Origin of the sequence: Actinoplanes flavus (assembly GCF_017592555.1) — a bacterium.
Lineage (GTDB): Bacteria > Actinomycetota > Actinomycetes > Mycobacteriales > Micromonosporaceae > Actinoplanes > Actinoplanes flavus.
Genome location: NZ_JAGFNS010000004.1, coordinates 231,481 through 249,839, shown reverse-complemented (window position 1 = coordinate 249,839; position 18,359 = coordinate 231,481). Strand labels below are relative to the sequence as shown.

General features: G+C 69.3%; 12 protein-coding genes and 2 pseudogenes. 11 read left to right on the top strand and 3 right to left on the bottom strand.

Translation table 11 applies throughout. The annotated features are described in order from the left end of the window. The first annotated feature begins 97 nt into the window (after nucleotides 1-97). The 6 genes and pseudogenes from J5X75_RS08345 (at nucleotide 98) to J5X75_RS08320 (ending at nucleotide 5,511) form a co-directional block, all read left to right on the top strand. The gene (locus J5X75_RS08345; protein WP_208466726.1) at nucleotides 98-787 is read left to right on the top strand and encodes a hypothetical protein; all 690 of its coding nucleotides are present in this window, start codon (nucleotides 98-100) and stop codon (nucleotides 785-787) included. 339 nt (nucleotides 788-1,126) lie between these two features. Next, nucleotides 1,127-1,747, top strand: a complete 621-nt coding sequence (locus J5X75_RS08340; protein ID WP_208466725.1) for an SUKH-3 domain-containing protein — start codon at nucleotides 1,127-1,129, stop codon at nucleotides 1,745-1,747. Between the two features lie 105 nt (nucleotides 1,748-1,852). Continuing rightward, nucleotides 1,853-2,380, top strand: coding sequence for an SMI1/KNR4 family protein (locus tag J5X75_RS08335; RefSeq protein ID WP_208466724.1), 528 nt, complete (start codon nucleotides 1,853-1,855; stop codon nucleotides 2,378-2,380). A 268-nt stretch (nucleotides 2,381-2,648) separates the two neighbouring features. Beyond that, nucleotides 2,649-2,999, top strand: coding sequence for a hypothetical protein (locus J5X75_RS08330; RefSeq protein WP_208466723.1), 351 nt, complete (start codon nucleotides 2,649-2,651; stop codon nucleotides 2,997-2,999). 136 nt (nucleotides 3,000-3,135) lie between these two features. After that, nucleotides 3,136-3,917, top strand: a pseudogene (locus J5X75_RS08325) (transposase family protein). A 355-nt stretch (nucleotides 3,918-4,272) separates the two neighbouring features. Then, the gene (locus J5X75_RS08320) at nucleotides 4,273-5,511 is read left to right on the top strand and encodes an IS701 family transposase (protein ID WP_208466836.1); all 1,239 of its coding nucleotides are present in this window, start codon (nucleotides 4,273-4,275) and stop codon (nucleotides 5,509-5,511) included. Nucleotides 5,512-5,820: 309 nt separating this feature from the next. On the opposite strand, the pseudogene J5X75_RS08315 reads toward J5X75_RS08320, so the two are convergent. Together J5X75_RS08315 and J5X75_RS08310 are read right to left on the bottom strand one after the other, a co-directional pair. After that, nucleotides 5,821-6,360: pseudogene (locus J5X75_RS08315) on the bottom strand (transposase family protein); the annotation flags it as partial. Between the two features lie 785 nt (nucleotides 6,361-7,145). Continuing rightward, nucleotides 7,146-9,923 carry an AfsR/SARP family transcriptional regulator gene (locus J5X75_RS08310; protein ID WP_208466722.1) on the bottom strand — a complete coding sequence of 926 codons (2,778 nt, stop codon included), beginning with the start codon at nucleotides 9,921-9,923 and terminating at the stop codon, nucleotides 7,146-7,148. 391 nt (nucleotides 9,924-10,314) lie between these two features. Here J5X75_RS08310 and J5X75_RS08305 point away from each other — a divergent pair, with 391 nt between their 5' ends. From J5X75_RS08305 to J5X75_RS08285, 5 genes are all read left to right on the top strand, one after another. Then, nucleotides 10,315-10,974 (top strand): Bax inhibitor-1/YccA family protein, encoded by a 660-nt coding sequence (locus J5X75_RS08305; protein ID WP_208466721.1) that lies wholly within the window; start codon nucleotides 10,315-10,317, stop codon nucleotides 10,972-10,974. Nucleotides 10,975-11,141: 167 nt separating this feature from the next. Next, complete coding sequence (gene lanKC, locus J5X75_RS08300) at nucleotides 11,142-13,742, top strand: class III lanthionine synthetase LanKC (protein WP_208466720.1); 2,601 nt, start codon at nucleotides 11,142-11,144, stop codon at nucleotides 13,740-13,742. An 11-nt stretch (nucleotides 13,743-13,753) separates the two neighbouring features. Then, nucleotides 13,754-13,903 (top strand): SapB/AmfS family lanthipeptide, encoded by a 150-nt coding sequence (locus J5X75_RS08295; RefSeq protein ID WP_208466719.1) that lies wholly within the window; start codon nucleotides 13,754-13,756, stop codon nucleotides 13,901-13,903. A gap of 113 nt (nucleotides 13,904-14,016) precedes the next feature. After that, nucleotides 14,017-15,666 (top strand): ABC transporter ATP-binding protein, encoded by a 1,650-nt coding sequence (locus J5X75_RS08290; protein WP_208466718.1) that lies wholly within the window; start codon nucleotides 14,017-14,019, stop codon nucleotides 15,664-15,666. Continuing rightward, nucleotides 15,663-17,342 carry an ATP-binding cassette domain-containing protein gene (locus tag J5X75_RS08285; protein WP_208466717.1) on the top strand — a complete coding sequence of 560 codons (1,680 nt, stop codon included), beginning with the start codon at nucleotides 15,663-15,665 and terminating at the stop codon, nucleotides 17,340-17,342. Before J5X75_RS08290 ends, J5X75_RS08285 begins: the two co-directional genes overlap by 4 nt. A gap of 18 nt (nucleotides 17,343-17,360) precedes the next feature. Here J5X75_RS08285 and J5X75_RS08280 read toward each other — a convergent pair whose 3' ends face one another. Next, nucleotides 17,361-17,729, bottom strand: a complete 369-nt coding sequence (locus tag J5X75_RS08280; RefSeq protein ID WP_238487523.1) for a response regulator transcription factor — start codon at nucleotides 17,727-17,729, stop codon at nucleotides 17,361-17,363. Between the last annotated feature and the right edge of the window lie 630 nt (nucleotides 17,730-18,359).

Below are 18,359 nucleotides of genomic sequence, written 5' to 3'. Positions count from 1 at the left end.
GCCGAACCTGACCCAGTCACCCCTTGATCATCTTTCTGTCTGGGTACAGCCTGGATGTCTTGCGCGCGACCGCGCGAGACACGGATGGGAGTTCTCGTTGACCCGCACAGCGCGTGCCGCTGCTTCACTGTCCACAACCCTGGCCGTCGTCGTCTCCGGTCTGGTCTTCTCCGCCGCTCCCGCGTCTGCGGCCAAGGTCACGCCAACGATCAACGCCGCTGAGGTGACCAAGGCGGGCGCCCAGATCAAAATCGTCGGCAAAGCCGGCAAGGGCGCCACGGTGACCATCAAGTTCAACGGCAAGGCGGTGAAGAAGACCAAGGCCAACAAGTCCGGCCGGTTCTCAACCTCCGTGAAGGCCACCAAAGGTGGGGCGTTCACCGCCACCGCGGCTGGGCGTAGGAGCAAGGCCGACGCAGTCAAGGTCTACGTGAACAAGCGACGTTCCGAGACCCTCTACTCCGGGAGCGACGGCGGCGTCGGGACCTTCAAGTCCAAGACGGTGACGTTCCGCAAGGGCGCTTCGATCACCGTGAAGGTCACGACGCACGACAGGGTCTGCACGGACTCGGCTCCGCTAATCGACCCGTGTTTCGAGTACGGCTACGCCACCGTGGCGATTCTGGCTGATCTCACTTCCGCGATGACCGGGGACGAAAAGTATTCCGACATCGATACCTTCGAGGTATACGAAACGAGCCGGGGCACCGTCGAGGTCTACTCCGTCAACGCGGAGAGGTGGACCGCGTCCGCCGTGCAGTCCTGGACCGCCCGCGTCTACGTCTGACCGCAACGGCACGACGATATCCATCAGGTCCGGCAGGCGCGGCCCGGCGACGACCCCCGCGCCTGGCCGCTGACCCAAGCTGATCCGCCACCAACCTGGCCGAGCCGAAGCACCACGGAGCGACCGGACCACCCGCCCTGGCCGTAACCGGTTGAGGCGGAGCGACCCGACTACATCCGGCGCCGGAGCAAGGAACCCGACGATGAACGGGAAGAGCCCGAGGCCGCGCTTCGGCAAGGCGACGAAAAGGTCGGGTCGACTCTTCGAAGGTCTCGTGTCGCCCGGTGCCGAGGACCGGTGGCGGCCCGACCCTTGGGCACTTGTCCGAAATGTTTATTTTTGTCGATATGGTTCCGTATTTTCGTGGAGCATCCGCGAGAACAAGGGGATGTGATGCCTGAGGGGATCGAACCGGCTGATCGTTTTCCCGCCAAGGTCGCCGAGATCCTCCTCCGGGCCGGATGGCGTCCCGGACGGAAGGTCGACGTCGAGTCATGGCGCACCGATCTCGGTGACGAATACGTGATGCACCGGGCCGCCGAGGAGTTCCTCGGTGAGTTCGGTGGACTCCGGGTGCGGATCGGCGGGCAGTTGGCCGAGCGGTCCGTCATGGCGTTCGAGTTCGATCCCCTGCACGGTGAGGGTGACGGCGGGCGGCTCGCGGACTGGGGCGCCGATCTCGGGCGATCCCTGTTCCCGGTGGGTGCCTTCATCACCGGGCACCCTTTCGTGCTGGCCATCGACGAGACCGGCGAGCTCTATCACGTTGGCGAGAGCATCGCCGGTTACGGCCCGATGCCGGAGGCGCTGGTAACGCTCGCACAGGGGACGCCGCAGCCGCTTCTCGAGGACTTCGCGCCGCTGAACCCCCGGCCGGGTAAGGCCGAGAGGCTTCGGCTCGGACAAACCCGTCGAGTCGTGCGAACGGCGTCCCGGCGCGGATCGCCGGGTGCCCGATGACCTCGTCGAGGACGCGGCTATCCGAGGAATCTGTCAGTACGGCATCACACCGAGCCCGCCGGGTGTCATCGACACCCGGCGGGCTCGGCAGCTTAGGCTGCGGCCGTGTTCGATCAGAAATTTCCAGCACTGCTGACCGCAGCCCTCAACGCGCCCTTCGCCGTCGATCACGAAGGGCATGATTTCGAGCCGCTTGATGAGTTCGACTCAGCCGAGGAGATCACGGACTGGTGGCGGGCGTGGACCGATAACGAAGACGCCGGCGAGCCGCCTCTGCGGGTCTTCGGCCAGGACGGCTCCGGCGGTCAGGCGGCCATCTGGCTGCGGAACCCGGACACACCGATCGAGTCTCAGCCGGTCGTATTCCTCGGCTCTGAGGGCCAAATGGCCGTACTCGCCCAGAGCCTCAGCGACTACCTGCGGCTGCTGGCCAACGGGGTCGGGCCACTGGAGCCGGTCGCCGGCCTGGATCGTGAGCCTCAACCGATCCCCGAACTCGTCGCTCTTGCACCCGGCGAGCCGCGTTCCAGCGAGGCCATCCTTGCGGATGCCGAGAGGCTGCTCAAGGAACTGGAGGAGTTCGTCGAGGAGACCTGCAACGGTCCCTTCTTCGACGACGGCGCGCTGACCTGAGTCAGATTCACGTTCACCCCTCCGGCGCCGCCGTGAACCAGCCCTACGTCACCGGAGGTGGCCAGGGCGAGTGCTGGCCGAGCGAGCACGGTGCGGACAGAGCCGGACCCGAACGCATTTTCCGCGGCTAGAAGAGGACGTCGGGCGGACGCCTGCGGGGCTCGCTGAGCTGGTCGCGTAGTCACGTCCTGATCGGGGGTGCGGGATCCAACGGCCGCCACCCGGACCCGCAACGATCTCCTTGAGGCGGGTACGAGACGATTGTTTCGTGGAGGCACGAAATGACGACCTGGTGACGCTGGACATGCCAGCGCGGATCTGGGCTGGCATCGACGCGGGAATCGACAATGTCATCTCATCGGCGGCCGAGAACGGTTACGAGGCAGCGGTCGAGGTGGGTCAGCGGATCCGCCAGGCCGGCTGGGATCAAGTACCTTGGGTCAACGGTGCATGGCCTCCCATGGACCAGGTGATCTCGATCCGACTGACCGTGGCCGAATGGACGTTCGCTGCCGATGAGGCCCGCAACGGTATCCCGATCTACGAGGAACTCGGGGACGACGAGTCGGCCCAGTTGGGGAGAGATGCCCTCGCCGTGATCGAGAGCATCGGCCGGTAGTCCCGTACAGCGAGCCTTTTCCAACCTGATCTTGCAGGTCAGCGCGGGTCGGCAGGGGGCGCTGATCGATGAGGGCGAGGCTCCAGGTAGGACAGCAAATCGACCAAGACCCGATGCCCCGACCGGGAGCCTCGCCATGCTGTCCTACCCGTCCACGATCGCGTTGTCCAGTCGGACCCTGAACCACCTCGCCGATCGCATCCGCAGCCACCGCCAGCAGCGCAGATCCCGATGGCGGCGACTCGACCCCGGACGCCAGGCCCTGCTCGCTCTGGCCCACCTGCGCAACGGCGACACCTACACCCGCCTCGCCGCCGGCTTCGAGATCGGCATCGCGACCGCCTGGCGCTATGTCCCAGAAGCGATAGCCCTGCTCAGCGCCGTGACCGAGGATCTGGACACCGCCATGCGACGCATCCGCACCTTGGCCTACGCGATCCTGGACGGCACGCTGATCCCGATCAACCGAGTCGCCGACCAGAAGCCGTACTACTCCGGCAAGCACAAACGCCACGGCGTGAACGTGCAGGTCATCGCCGATGCCCCCGGACGACTCGTCTGGGCCTCGTCCGCGCTTCCTGGCGCGACGCATGACCTGACCGCCGCCCGCACCCATGGCATCATCGACGCGCTGACCAGCGCCGACGTGATGACCTTCGCCGACAAGGGCCATCAGGGCGCCCGCGGCAGCGTGCGCACCCCATTCAAACGGCGCCGCTTCCGGCCGAAGCTGTCACGCCGGCAGAAGGCCGTGAACCGGGCTCACGCGAAGATCCGCGCCCGCGGCGAGCGCGCGATCGCCACGCTCAAGACCTGGAAGTCCTAGCCAAGCTTCGCTGCTGCCCGCGCCGCGCCACCGCGATCGTGCAGACCATCCTCGTTCTGCACCACGTCGAAGCCAACCGCTACGCAGGATGAAAAGGCCTCCATCTTGGAGGAAGAAAGTACCCTCTTTCTATGCCATCCAGTGCATCCGGGTCAAAACCTTCTTCAGGAACCAAGTCGCGGACGCGTGCAGCGGCACCTGTGCCTGCCCGGCTAGCGGCACCTCCACCCGCCCGGCCAAGTTTGCTGAGGGCGCCCGCACCTTTGCCGCCAACTAGTACTCCAGCAGGAGATCCGTTCTGACCTGCAGTGACGGTGCGGTTTTGTCCGTGGACAGCAAGCAGCCACCGCCAAGTCTCAGTGGTTTGTGTGGACTACCGAAACTGCGGCGGTGGCTGCCGCCTACAGAGTAGACGCTCAGCGATGGTCTGAGCTGTTCAGCGAGCTGATGGACACGATCGGGGCACGCTTCACCCGGCCGGAACCACGGCGCCGGGTCCGGGACTTCGTGGCCGGGCTGCTCGCGCCGCTGCCGGCCAAGAACTGCTGGACGATCGCCGAACACGCAGGCGACGACGGGCCCGGCGGCATGCAGGACCTGATCGGCCGTGCCAGCTGGGACGACACGCTCGTCCGAGCCGATGTCCGCGACTTCGTGACGGCCCACCTCGGCCATCCGGACGCGATCCTGGTCGTCGACGAGACCGGCGATCTGAAGAAGGGCACCCGGACCGTCGGCGTGCAACGCCAGTACTCCGGCACCGCCGGGAAGATCGAGAACTGCCAGCTCGCGGTGCACCTGTCGTATGCCTCCCCGCTCGGGCACACCCTGGTCGACGTTGCCCTCTACCTGCCGAGATCCTGGGCAGAGGACCCCGGCCGGCGGGCGGAGGCAGGCGTGCCCGAAACCGTCACCTTCGCCACCAAACCGCAGCTGGCGCGCCGCCTGATCGACACCGCCCTCGCCGGCGGGCTGCCGTGTCGGTGGGTCGCCGGCGACGAAGCCTACGGCGGTGACCCACACCTGGCCGCCGCATTACGCGGCCGCCGCCTGGGCTACGTCCTCGCGGTCGCCTGCTCGCACCACGTGCCGACCGGCCTCGGCAAACACCGTGCCGACCAGATCGCAGCCGGACTCCCCAAACACGCATGGCAGCGGATCTCCGCAGGTGACGGTGCCAAAGGCCACCGCTACTACGACTGGGCGTTCATCACCCTGCCGCTGGCCGCCGACCAGCACGCCGGACACCACTGGCTGCTGATCCGCCGCACCCGCAGCACCGGTGAACTGGCGTTCTACCGATGCTGGTCACCGCAACCCGTCCCGTTGCAACAGCTGGTCACTGTCGCTGGATCTCGGTGGCGAGTCGAGGAGTCGTTCCAGGCCGCGAAGACCGGTCTCGGCCTCGACCAGCATCAACATCGCCGCTGGCGAGCCTGGCACCGCTGGACCACCCTGGTCATCGCCGCTCACGCGTTCCTGGCCGCCGCAGCCACCGTCAGCACCACCAACGCAGAGGACATGATCGCGATCACCGCCAACGAACTCCGCCGGCTCTTTCACGCCCTGATCATCGAGCCCGCCCGCCGCATCGCGGACCTCATAGCCTGGTCCATCTTCCGCCGCCGCCATCAAGCCACAGCGAGAACCAGCCACTACGCCCGCCAAGCCCTCACAGAACCGTAGAAACGGATCTCCTGCTGGAGTACTAGAGATTCTTAACGGCGCCTTTTCGCGTCCTCTTCATTCCAAACAGATACGATGCAGTCCTTGTACTCCTCGGAAATTTGGTCGTACGCCTCTTGAAGTGAAAGAGCATTGACTCTAACGTGGACAGTTTCTTGCCCTTCGGCTTCTACCGTTCCCACGTACTCCCGCATCACTCCATCGCTGGATCGCTGACCCGGCCAAGTCGACTCATGCCCCGACCCGTTAACCACGGTCACCCTTCCCCTCATTTGTACGAACTCCACCATGATGGAGCAGTGAGCCATTTCATCCTGCGTAGAGCGGGTTCTCGACGTGGTGCAGGACGAGGATGGCCTGCGCGATCGCGGTGGCCCGGTGTGGGCTGCAGCGTAGTTTCGTGAGGACTTTCCAGGTCTTGAGGGTCGCGTTGGCGCGTTCACCGATGGCGCGGATCCGGGCGTGTGCGCGGTTGACCTTCTTCTGCAAGGCGGAGAGTTTCGGCCGGTAGCGGTGGGGTTTGAACGGGGTCCGAATGCTGCCGCGGGCTCCTTGGTAGGCCTTGTCGGCGAACATCATTACCTTTGCGCTGGTCAGCGCGTCGATGGCGCCGTGGGTATGGGTCGCTGTCAGGTCATGAGCCGAGCCGGGCAAGGCGGCACTGACCCAGATCAGCCGGCCGGCCGGGTCGGCGATGACCTGTATGTTCACGCCGTGTCGGCGATGCTTGCCGGAGTAGTAGGGCTTCTGGTCGGCTACTCGGTCGATGGGGATCAGCGTGCCGTCGAGGATGGCGTAGGCCAGCTGCCGGATCCTGGTCATGACGGTGTTCAGGTCGTCGACGGTGGCGGGGGGGGGGGGGGGGGGGGGGGAGCGCGGGGGGCCACCGGCCCCCCCACGGGTCGCTTCCGGCCGCCCGCCCCCCCCGCCCCCCCCCCCCCCCCCCCCCCCCCCCCCCCCCCCCCCACCGCCGGGGCTCCGGCTCGGACAAACCCGTCGAGTCGTGCACCCGGCGTCCCGTCGCGGATCGCTGGGTGCCCGATGACCTCGTCGAGGACGCGGTAATCGGAGGAATCTGTCAGGAAGGCATCACACCGAGCCCGCGGACGTCATGAGCTGGTCCATCAAGCCTGCGAGGCCGCCCCCAGTACGCCAACCTCAGGATCGTCTTGGTTGATCAAGTTGCTACTCCTTGACAAGAGCAGACTCTCAACCAGCGGTTCAAGATCCGAACCCTAACGATCACCACAACGCGGCAATGTGGGACACAACCGTGCCCCACATCTGCCTCACATCGCCCACGGAAGACGCCGATGTTCGGCTATCTTCCCTGGTCGGAAGTGGTGGGCCGAACGTTGCACCATGCGAACCACCCGGTCACCGTTGGCGGTGACCCTCTGCCGGGACGTTTGACCAGTCCAGCGTAGGCAGTGATGACGGCCAACCGACCGCCGCTCGAAGAACAAGCGGGACAGCGAATCAGGCGATCTGCCGGACGTCGCTGCCGCCGTCGAAGATGATCCGCATCCGGGCACCGGCGCCCGCGCGTACCTGCTTCCGCGTCAGCCCCAAGCGCTTGCGCTCCTCAGCATCTTTCGAGCAATACGTCATTTCACCCGATCGGCTGCGGCGGCTCAGTCATCGAGCCGCCGCAGCGACTCCTGGACGCTGGCGACGCCCGGGTGGTCGAGCGCTGTCAGCAGTCGGTCCGCCTCCGTCCACGCGATGCGCGCTGCAGCGGGCTGCCCGGCCGCAAGGTGGGACTCGCCAAGGTGCACCAGCAACTCGGCGACGAACAGGTCGTGGTCCAGGCTTCGGGCCGACGTAAGGCCGTGCTGGTAGCAGTCGATGGCCTCGGTGAGGTGACCGAGGTGGTGGTGGGCATACCCCAGGCTGTCCCAGGCGCCGGTGGCGCCGTGCAGGTCACCGTCCGCCTCGAAGATCTCCAGTGCCCGCCGGCAGTACGTCAGAGTCTGTTCGAACTCGCCGAGCAGCGCGTGGTACCACCCGATCGCGTTCAGAGCCTCGGCCTGCCCTGTCCGGTCGTCGGTGCCGGCGTAGAGCGCCCAGGCCTGCCGGGCATGATCGAGGGCCGTCGCGGGCTGCTTCTGCTGGCCACACAGGTAGGCGAGGTGGTGCTGGGTGCGGGCCTGGCCGATGCGGTCGCCCGCCTTCGTGAAGAGTTCCAGCGCGCGACTCAGGTTGCCGTGCGCCTCGCCGTATCGGCCGAGCCTGGTGTCGGCCTGAGCCAGGTTACGGTGCCCGTAGGCGCGGGCCGGCAGTTCACCGAGACGGCACGCGCACTCGATGGCGATCTGCCAGGCCTCGACCTGATCGTGCAGTTGACCCTTCCGGGAGAAATAGGTGTCCATCGACCAGGCAAGCTGCCATGTGAGCCGGTCGAGTCCCACCGTCGCGGCGTGCCGTAGGGCGGCCAGCAGGACGGTGTGGTGCTCGCCGTACCAAGCCATCGCGTCGCCGAGGTCCGTGAACCGCTCCGGGCACACGCCGGCTGCCGGCTGGCCCATGGGCAGGACGATGGGTTCGCGGGGCGGGTTGAGCAGGCGATCCGCTGCGTACGCGGTATGCAGGTAGTGATCGAGCAGGCGGACGGCAGCGGACCGGCGTACGTCCTCCGAATCGTCGCGGCGGGCGAGTTCGGCGGCGTACTCGCGCAGCAGGTCATGCTGGCTGTAGCGGCCTGGAGCGTCTTCGGTCACCAGGCTCGCCCGAGTCAGCTCGCGCAGGGGCCTGCGAAGGTCCCGCTCCGGCAACCCGGAGAGGCTGATCAACCCGGGGACGTCGAAGTGGGGTCCGACGACGAGTCCGAGCAGCCGGAACAATTCGGCGGCGGATTCGCTCAAGGCAGCGTACGACCACGAGAGCACCGTCCGGACATCACCGGCCGGATCGCCGACGTCCAACGCGGTCAGCCGGTCACTGGCCTCGCTGAGTTCGGCGGCGAGCGCGGTCAGCGGAAAGTTCGTCTGCCGGGTCCGGGCCACGGCGATACTCAACGCCAGTGGCAGCCGGGCGCAGGCCATGATGACCTGGTCGAGTGCGTCGCGCTGGGCGACGACCCCTGGTCCGAGCCGGTTCGTCAGCAGTTCTTCGGCTTCCCCCCGGGACAGCAGACCCAGAGGTACGGCGGACGCCCCGTTGGCCAGCAGACCGGTGAGTTGCGCCCGGCTGGTCACTACGACGACAACGGTAGCGGTGCCCGGCAGCAATGGCCGGACCTGCTCGACGTCGCGGGCGTTGTCCAGCACCAGCAGTAGCCGCCGACCGGCCACCACGCTGCGGTACAGGGCGGCCTGCGCGTCGAGGGTGGCCGGCACCCGCTCGGGGGCGACACCCAGCCCGTCGAGCAGGCTGCGGAGTGCCTCCTGTGGGGAGACGGCCTGTCCGGTGGGGTCGAAGCCGCGCAGGCTCACGAAGATCTGACCGTCCGGAAAGTGGGACCGCACCGTATGCGCCCAGTGCACGGCAAGGGCAGTCTTGCCCACTCCGGCGGTGCCGGACACCACCGCGACCGCCATCGCGGTCTCCGCCAGCACATTGTCGAGGGCACGCAGGGCCGAGGCACGGCCGGCGAACCCGGGAACATCCGCCGGTAGCTGGGCCGGCACGACGACAGTGACCTGCGCTTTGGCTGCCACCTCGATGGTGTCCCGCGGCGTCACCGGTTCGCCACGCAGAATGGCCTGGTGCAGGGCCTGCAGCGTCGCGCTCGGATCGGCACCCAACTCGTCGGCGAGCCGTCGGCGGAACGTGGCGTAATACGCCAAGGCCTCGGCGGGCCGGTCAACGGCGGCATAAGCCCGAATCACGACATCGGCCAGCGGCTCCGTCAGCGGGTGATCCATGGCGAGCTCAGCCAGTGGCCGGATCACCACGAGCGGATTACCGGCCCGCAACTCGGCGAGCCCCCAAGCCATCGTGGCGGCGAGGTACTGCTCCCGGTACGCGTGCCGGGTCCGTTCCACCCAGCTCCCCTTCAGCCCGCCGAGCGGCTCGGCCCGCCACAGTTCCCGGGCGGCGCGTAGCAGCGTCAGCGCGGTGGACGGGTCGGCGCCACGGGCGCATCGGACCTGTTCGGCGAACCGGTGGGCGTCGACTCGTTCGGGCGCCATGTCGAGGAGGTAGCCGCTGGAGCGACGCAGCAGGCGGGCGGGTGGCGTGCCCGCGGCGGAGGCCAACAGCCGCCGAAGATGCGTGATGTGCACCTGCAGAATCCGGGCCGCCGCCGGTGGCGGCTCGTCCCACACTCGGGCGGCGAGAGCGTCGATGGTGACCGGGCGACCCGCATCGACCGCCAGGGCCACCAGCGTGTGCCGTCGCTGCGGTGGACCGAGTTCGACCGGCCGGCCGTCCGCCCATGTCTCCACCGGACCCAGCAGGCGGACCTCCACCGCGGCCTCCCGTCCTCGAACGTCTTCAAGCCGCGACGGCATGCCGTCACTCGCCCGACGACCAGCCTCACATCCGGCGGGCCTCGGCGACAACAGTTCATTAACAGCGCTGAGTCACGCTTGGTGTCACACGATCGAACCGGCCAGCGGAAAGGCCGGAACCGGGGACGGACCGGGCCACATGAAACGGGGGTGGCTCGGTCCTGTTCACGGTCCCGGGACCGCTACCCGGATCTCTCCACCGGAGCGGCGGCGCGAGCCGGGCACTGCACCAAGCACGTGAAGGTCCGCGACCGTAGGTGACGCCGGATCTCATCCCTGGCGAAGGAGGTCAGGATGATCGCGCGGGGCCAGAGTAGGGCCAGACGACTACGACCGCGGAGGACTTCCGATGGACGAGGCCTATCCGTACCGTCCGGCCGCGATGGCCACCCGGGATCGCGCCCACACCCTGTTCGCGCAGACGATGGGGTACGTGGCGGGCACCACCGCGTTGTTCGCGCTCGGCGCCTACCTCGGCCGCAACCTGCCGAGCTTCGCCGCGTTCATGGCCTATCTGGCGTCGTTCGCGGCTCTGATCGCCATGCAGTTCACGGTCCGCAAGTCGAAGGAGACGACGGTCGCGCTGCTCGGGGCGTTCGGGCTGCTGATGGGTGTCGCGCTCGCGCCGACGCTGGTCTACTACGCGAACACCGACCCGCAGGCGCTGTGGCAGGCGGGCGCGGCGACGGCGCTGTTCGTCGCCGGTTTCGGAGCCGCCGGGTACGCCACCCGCCGGGACCTGTCGGCGCTGGCCCGGCTGTGTTTCTGGGCGTTGGTCGGCCTGCTGGTCTTCGGCATCGTACTGATCTTCGTGAACATCCCGGGTGGCGCGCTGATCTACTCGATCCTCGGCCTGGTGATCTTCGCGGGGTTCATCATGTTCGACTTCCAGCGGCTGCGGCGCTCGCGGGACATCGATTCGGCCCCGCTGCTGGCGGCGTCGATCTTCCTGGACATCCTGAACGTGTTCCTCTTCTTCCTGCGCATCTTCCGCGGCGGCAACCGCTGACCTGCGCTCATGCAAAACAAACGCACGAATCACATCAGCTGGTCACACAATCCCGACGCCGCCGCCGCGGAACCCGGGTACAGGTTGTGAGATAGACGCCTAGTGATGTCTCCCCCACTGCCGCATCGTCATTGGCGAGATGCCGGCGGATCGAGGGGGTCAACGCGATGGATAGCCGTTACGAGGCGTTCTGCATGGCCAGCCCGGTGTTCTACGATGCGCTCCGGTCCGCGGCCAACGCGGGCGTCTCGTTCTCCACCGCCGGCCGTACGCTTCCCGCCGGCTGGCGCCGGGAGGAGCAGGACGACTGGCTGGTCTTCCTCCCCGAGAACCTGGACCTGCCGATGCAGGGGTGGAAGATCCATGTTTCGGCCTGCCTCGACAACGCGGAACGCGTGCTCGACAAGGTGTGGGACTACTGCGTGCCGCGGGGTCTGGAGTTCAAGTTCCTGCGCTCCGGTCCCGCTCTCTGGCTGCGCAGCTCGAAGTACGCCCCGCGCGGGTACAGCGGCAAGCTGGTCACCATCTACCCGCCGGACGAGGACGCCTGCGAGCGCGTCCTGACCGAGCTGGGCGAGCTGCTCCACGGCGAGCCCGGCCCGTACATCCTCAGCGACCTACGCTGGGGCGACGGACCTCTGTACGTGCGCTACGGCGGGTTCGCCTCCCGGTACTGCGTCGCCGACGGCGGCCAGGTGGTGCTGGCCATCGCGGACGACAAGGGCGATCTGGTGCCCGACCGCCGCGACCCGGTCTTCTACGTGCCGCCCTGGATCACCGTGCCCGGTTTCCTCGGCCCGCACCTGGCCGCCCGTAACGCCGTCACGGTCGCGGACCTGCCCTACGCCATCGAGAGCGTGCTGCACTTCTCCAACGGCGGCGGGGTGTACCTCGGACGCGACACCCGGACCGGCCGGCAGGTGGTGCTCAAGGAGGGCCGCCCGCACGCCGGCCTGGACAGCACCGGCGCGGACGCGGTCGGCCGGATCAACCGTGAGCACGATGTGCTGCGGCAGCTCGCCGGCGTGCCGGGCGTGCCGGAGGTGTACGACGTGTTCGACGTCGGCGACCACCGGTTCATGGCGATGCAGCACGTGGCGGGCAGGCCACTGCACCGCGCTCTGGTGCGGCGTTACCCGCTGATCGACGTCGGTGCGGTCCCGGACGACTTCGCGGCGTACGCCGAATGGGCGGTGAAGGTGCACGGGCAGATCGAGACGACGCTGCGGGGCATTCACGAACGCGGCGTGGTGTACGGCGACCTGCACCTGTTCAACATCATGATCGACGATGACGACACGGTGACCCTGCTGGACTTCGAGGTGACCTCGCTCGTCTCCGACAATGCCCGTCCGGGCCTGGGCAACCAGGGTTTCGCCGCGCCGTCGGGCACCACCGGCGCCGACGTCGACCGGTACGCCCTGGCGTGCCTGCGGCTGGCGCTGTTCCTGCCGATGACCCCGTTGTTGTGGCTCTCCCGGGACAAGGCGCACCACTTCGCCGAGATCATCGCCGAGCACTTCCCGCTACCCGACGGATTTCTCGCCGAGGCGGTGAAGGTCATCGCCCCGCCGTCGCCGTCGCCGCGGGCGCTGCCATCGATGGCCCTCGACGACGAGTGGCCGGATCTGCGTGACCGCATGGTGCGCGGCATCCTGGCCGCCGCCTCCCCGGAGCGGGACGACCGGCTCTTCCCGGGCGACATCGAGCAGTTCCGGCTGAACGGCCTCGGGCTCGCCTACGGCGCCGCCGGCGTGCTGCACGCCCTGGCGGTGACCGGCGCGCCGCGGCAACCTGAACTGGAGCAATGGCTGCTGGACCGGGTGAAGAAGCCGCCGCACGGGACGATGCTGGGGCTGTACGACGGCCTGCACGGGGTCGCGTTCACCCTCGACCACCTCGGCCACCGTCAGCAGGCACTGGATCTGCTGGACATGTGCCTCAGCGACGACTGGCAGAGTCTCGGCCTCGACCTGATGGGCGGCCTGGCCGGCATCGGCCTGAACCTGGCCCACTTCGCCGAGAACACCGGCGATGCCGTCCTGCGGGAGCTGGCTCTACGGGCGGCACAGCTGGTCGGCGAGCGGCTCGGGGACGTGGAGTCGGTTCCTACCACCAGCGGGCTGGCGAACCCCTACGCCGGGCTGTTCCGCGGTTCGTCGGGACCGGCCCTGCTGCTGATGAGGGCCTACGACCTCACCGGTGACCGGGACTATCTGGACCGGGCCGCGGTCGCCCTGCGGCAGGACCTGCGACGCTGCGTCACCCGCGACAACGGCGCGATGGAGGTCGACGAGGGCTGGCGCACCATGCCTTACCTGGCCGCCGGCAGCATCGGCATCGGCATCGCCCTCGACCAGTACCTCGACCGCCGGTCCGACGACGAGTTCGCCACCGCCGCCGAGGCCGTCCACCAGGCCGCGCAGGCGCGCATGTACATCCAGTCCGGCGTGTTCGCCGGTCGCGCCGGCATCGTCCTCTACCTGGCCGGCCGCTCCGCGGACCCGCGTACCGACCCCACGGTGGCCGCCCAGGTGCGCGGCCTGGGCTGGCACGCGATGCCCTACGCCGACGGGCTCGCCTTCCCGGGCGACCAGTTGCTGCGGCTGTCGATGGATGTCGCCACCGGCACCGCGGGAGTACTGCTCGCCGTCGGCGCGGCGCGCTCGGGCGCCGCGATCCACCTGCCGCTGATCCCGCCCGCCAAGGCGGCGCGGTCACAGGTTCCCGTGTCCGGACGGCACGGGTTGGTATCCCCGATCCTCTGAAGGAGGAACAGATGGCACTTCTCGACCTGCAGGGCCTGGAGATGACCGGCGGCCCGGAGACCGGCGGCGGAAGCAGCAGCAGTGCCGGCTGCGGCGTCGAAAGCACGGCGAGCCTCGTCGTCTGCGCCGCCAGCTCGCTGAGCCTGGTCACCTGCCACTGACGGTTCCCGGCAGGCAGCGGCCGCGAACGGGATCTTCCGTTCGCGGCCGCCCCGCCGTATCCCGCGGCAGACGGCTCGGCGGTGCACGCATCGTCCCGGGGAGAGGAACAGACATGTTGACGTTCGGCGCCGTGGTGTGGCGGAGCCGGCTCTGGCTCCCGCTGATCACGTTCACCGCGCTGGCCGGCTCGGCCGGCACGCTGGCGCTGCCCACCGTGCTCGGCCGGGCGGTCGACGCGGTGATCGGTGGCGGCGACGACCGCCGCTGGCTCCTTTGGGCGGGTGCGCTGATCATGGTCGGGGTGCTCGTCGACGTGGCCGACGCGTTCATCGCCGGCGCCTGTGCCGCGGACACCACCGCCTGGCTGCGCCGGCGCCTGGTGAGCCACATGCTCCGGCTGGACGCGCGGGGCGCCGGCCGGTTCGAGGTGGGTGACCTGGTGGGCCGCGCGTCCGGAAACGCCCCCGAGGCCGCGCAAGCCGGCCCCGGTGCCGTGCTGATGGCCACCGCCCTGGTGCCACCGGTGGGCAGCCTCGTCCTGCTGACCGTCATCGACCCCTGGCTCGCGGTCGCCTTCCTCGGTGGCGTGGCGCTGGTGGCGGTCGTGCTGGTGGTCTTCGCCCGGCGTACCTCCCGGTTGTTGTCCGGCTATCAGCGGGTCCAGGGCACCATCGCGGCACGACTGGGCGAGTCGCTGACCGGTGCCCGTACCATCGCGGCCGCCGGCACCCTGGAGCGGGAATGCCGGCGCATTCTCGATCCGCTGCCCGAGTTGCACGCTCAGGGGCTGCTCACCTGGCGCGCCCTGGCGCGGGCCAGCGCACAGGCGGGGATCGCCGGACCGCTGGTGCTGGTCGCCGTGCTCGCCGCCGGCGGCCTGGCCCTGGACGCGGGCCGGATCAGCGCCGGCGAGCTCTTCGCGGCCAGTCAGTACGCGATGCTCGGGGCGGGGCTGGGCACCCTGACCGGAGTGCTGAGCCGGTTGGCCCGGGCCCGCGCCGGGGTCGGCCGGCTGGCCGAGGTCTTCGCCGTCGATCCGCTGGAGCACGGCGCCGCCGGGCTCCCGCCCGGCACGGGCACGCTGCGGTTCGACGCCGTCACGGTCGTCGACGCCGGACGTACCGTGCTCGATGGTGTCGAGCTCGACATCCCCGGGGGCACCTCGGTCGCCGTGGTGGGCCGCTCGGGCTCCGGCAAGTCGGTTCTCGCCGCGCTCGCGTGCCGGCTGCGCGATCCCGACTCCGGGACGGTGTCCCTGGACGGGGTACCGCTGCCCTCGTTGGGGCACGCCGCCAAGCGCGAGGCCATCGGGTGCGCGTTCGAGCGGCCGGCACTGGTGGGATCGACGCTCGGCGACGCGATCTCGCTGGACCGTGGTGCCCGGTACGCCGAATCGGCGGCCCGGGCGACGCAGGCACACGACTTCATCAGCCGACTGCCCGAGGGGTACGCCACGCCGCTGTCGCGGGCGCCCATGTCCGGTGGCGAGGCACAGCGCCTGGGACTGGCGCGCGCCTGGGGCGCGGACCGCCTGCTGGTCCTCGACGACGCGACCTCCAGCCTGGACGCCGTCACCGAGATGCGGATCCAGCAGGCACTCGACCGCGACGACGGCCGCCGCACCCGGGTGATCATCACCCACCGCGGCTCGGTAGCGGCGCGGGCCGACGCCGTGGTCTGGCTCGATGCCGGCCGGGTACGCGCCGTCGGCACGCACCGTTCGCTCTGGACGGACCCGGCCTACCGGGAGGTGTTCGGATGAGGCGGGAGCTGCGCCTGTGCGTGTCGTCCCTGCCCCGCCGGCCGCTGGCCGCGCTGGCCGCGTGGTCCGTGCCGGAGGCTCTTCCGACGGCGGTCAGCGGCCTGGCCGTGGCCCGGGCGCTGGACGACGGTTTCCTCGCCGGGCGGCCGGTGACCGGGCTGGCCTGGCTGGCGACGCTGATGCTGGCCGCGGCGATGGGCGCCGTGGGCGCGCGCCAGGTGTACCGGCACCTCGGCGACCTGGTCGAGCCGTTCCGTGACCGGCTGGTCCGGATGGTGGTGCACGGGGCGCTGAGCCGCCGGATGTCCGGGCACCCCGAGGACGGCGCGGTAGCCCGGGTCACCCATCAGGTGGAGATCATCCGTGACTCGTACGCCGGGCTCATCGTGGTCATCCGCACCTTCCTCGTCACGACGCTGGCGGCGCTCATGGGCGTACTCGCGCTGGCTCCCGTCATCGTCGCCCTGATCCTGCCGCTGTTCCTGTTCGGCGTCGCGGCGTTCGCCGGCACGCTGGGCCTGGCCGCGTCCCGCCAGCGGGCCTACATCGCCGCCGACGAACGGCTGGCCACCGTCTCCGGCATGGTGCTGGCCGGCATCCGCGACCTCCGCTCGCTCGGCGGTGAGGCACACGGCGCGGCCCTTGTCGACACGCCGGTGCGTGAACAGGCCGCCGCCGAACGCGCGCTGGCCCGGATGGCCGCGGTGCGCACCGTCGCGTACGCGCTCGGGGGCTGGCTGCCGCTCGTGGCGCTGCTGGCCGCCGCCCCCGCGCTGGTCGCCCACGGTCTCACCACGGGCACCGTGGTCGGTGGCCTGACCTACGTGCTACGCGGGCTCCAACCGGCGCTGGGCACCCTCGTGCAGGGGGTCGGCGGCAGCGGTCTGCGGCTGGTGATCACGCTCGGCCGGATCCTGGACGGCGCCGTGCCGTCGTCCAGCGCTCCGGCCCTGTCGCGGCCCCCCACCGGACACGACATCGTCCTCACCGGTGTGACCTTCGCGTACGGGCCACACGCCGAACCGGTTCTGCGCGGCCTCGATCTGCGGGTGCCGCCCGGGGACCACCTGGCCGTCGTCGGGCCGAGCGGGGTCGGCAAGTCGACGCTCGCCGGGCTCATCTGCGGTCTGCTGGACCCGGGGTCCGGCAAGATCAAGCTCGGCGGCGTGCCGGTACGGCAGGCGCCCCCGCGGGAACTCTCCAGCGCACGCGTGCTGATCCCACAGGAGGCGTACATCTTCACCGGCACGGTGCACGAGAACGTCACCTACCTGCGTCCCGACGCCGGCCCCGCGGAGATCGCCGCCGCGCTCCGGGCCGTGGGCGCCGATCAGCTGGTGGCCCGGCTGGGTGGCGTGACCGCACCGGTGAGCCCGGAGCGGTTGTCGGCCGGCGAGCGGCAACTGCTCGCGCTCGCCCGCGCCTATCTGGCCGCCGCACCGGTGACCGTCCTCGACGAGGCCACCTGCCACCTGGATCCGGCCGCTGAGCGACGGGCCGAGGAGGCGTTCGCGGCCCGGGGCGGAACGCTCATCGTGATCGCGCATCGCGCCAGCTCGGCGCTGCGGGCCCGCCGGGTGCTGGTCCTCGACGGCCGTTCGGCCGTGCTCGGCGCCCACGAGCAGGTGCTCCGGTCGTCGGCGCTCTACCGGGACCTGCTCACCCCGTCGGGGTGAGCGGGTCCCGGCGGCCGGTCAGACCCAGCCGGCCTCCTGGGCGCGCCGAATCGCCTCGACCAGCGTCCGCCCGCCGGTCTTCGCCGTGATGCGTGACAGGTAGTTGCGAACGGTGCCGTCGGTGAGGAAGAGCCGGGCCGCGATGTCCTTGGCAGGCGTGCCGTCGGCGGCCAGCAGCAGCACGTCACGCTCGCGGTCGGTCAGTGGGTGTGCGGTCGCGGTCAGAGCGGCGACGGCGATGTCCGTGTCCAGCACGCTCTGGCCGCGGGACAGCCGGCGCACACTGTCGATGAACTGTGCCGGGGACGCATCGGTGGTGAGCAGTCCGACCCGGGGCACCATCCGGGCCAGGGCCGCGCCCAGAAGACTGGGGGTCGCCCGGTCCATAATGACGAGTATCCGGCATTCGGGAACGACCTCGTTCAATGTCGCACAGGTGTCGCATATGGCGAACTTCTCCTGGATCGCGTAATCGAGAACGGCGACGTGCGGCGCTTCTCGTTGGACTGCCGGAGTAATCTCCTCACAGCTGTCCAGTTCAGCAACAACGCACATGTCGCTCTCCCTGTCCAGAACCTGGGCGAGCATGCGGCGAATGAGCATGCCTCTGTGCGCAATGGTGACGCGAATCACAGGCCTATCTCCGAGATCGGGATCAGGAAACAAAGCTGACGGCGACCGACCAGGTCGAGGCAGGTGACTTCCCATACCCCCCAAGCCCGGCCGCCTGCGTTTACAACTTTGCAACTTACCGTCATCTATGAGTGACCGCATGTGTTCGACTGTCGCTATTGGCGAGTCGCACATCGCACCGCAGGAAAGCTTGCGGCACGGAAAGTAATCAGATAAAGGAGACCGGATCGAGGATATCCAGACCGGTGGGGCCGGTTGTCGGCAATCCGATTGCGCTGCCCGCCGGAATTCCTTCCGGCCCGGAAATGCGGAAGCGGGCCGATCCACGATCGGCCCGCTTCCGCGGCCCGGCCGCAAACCGGCCCGCCCCCCCGCGCGCACCCC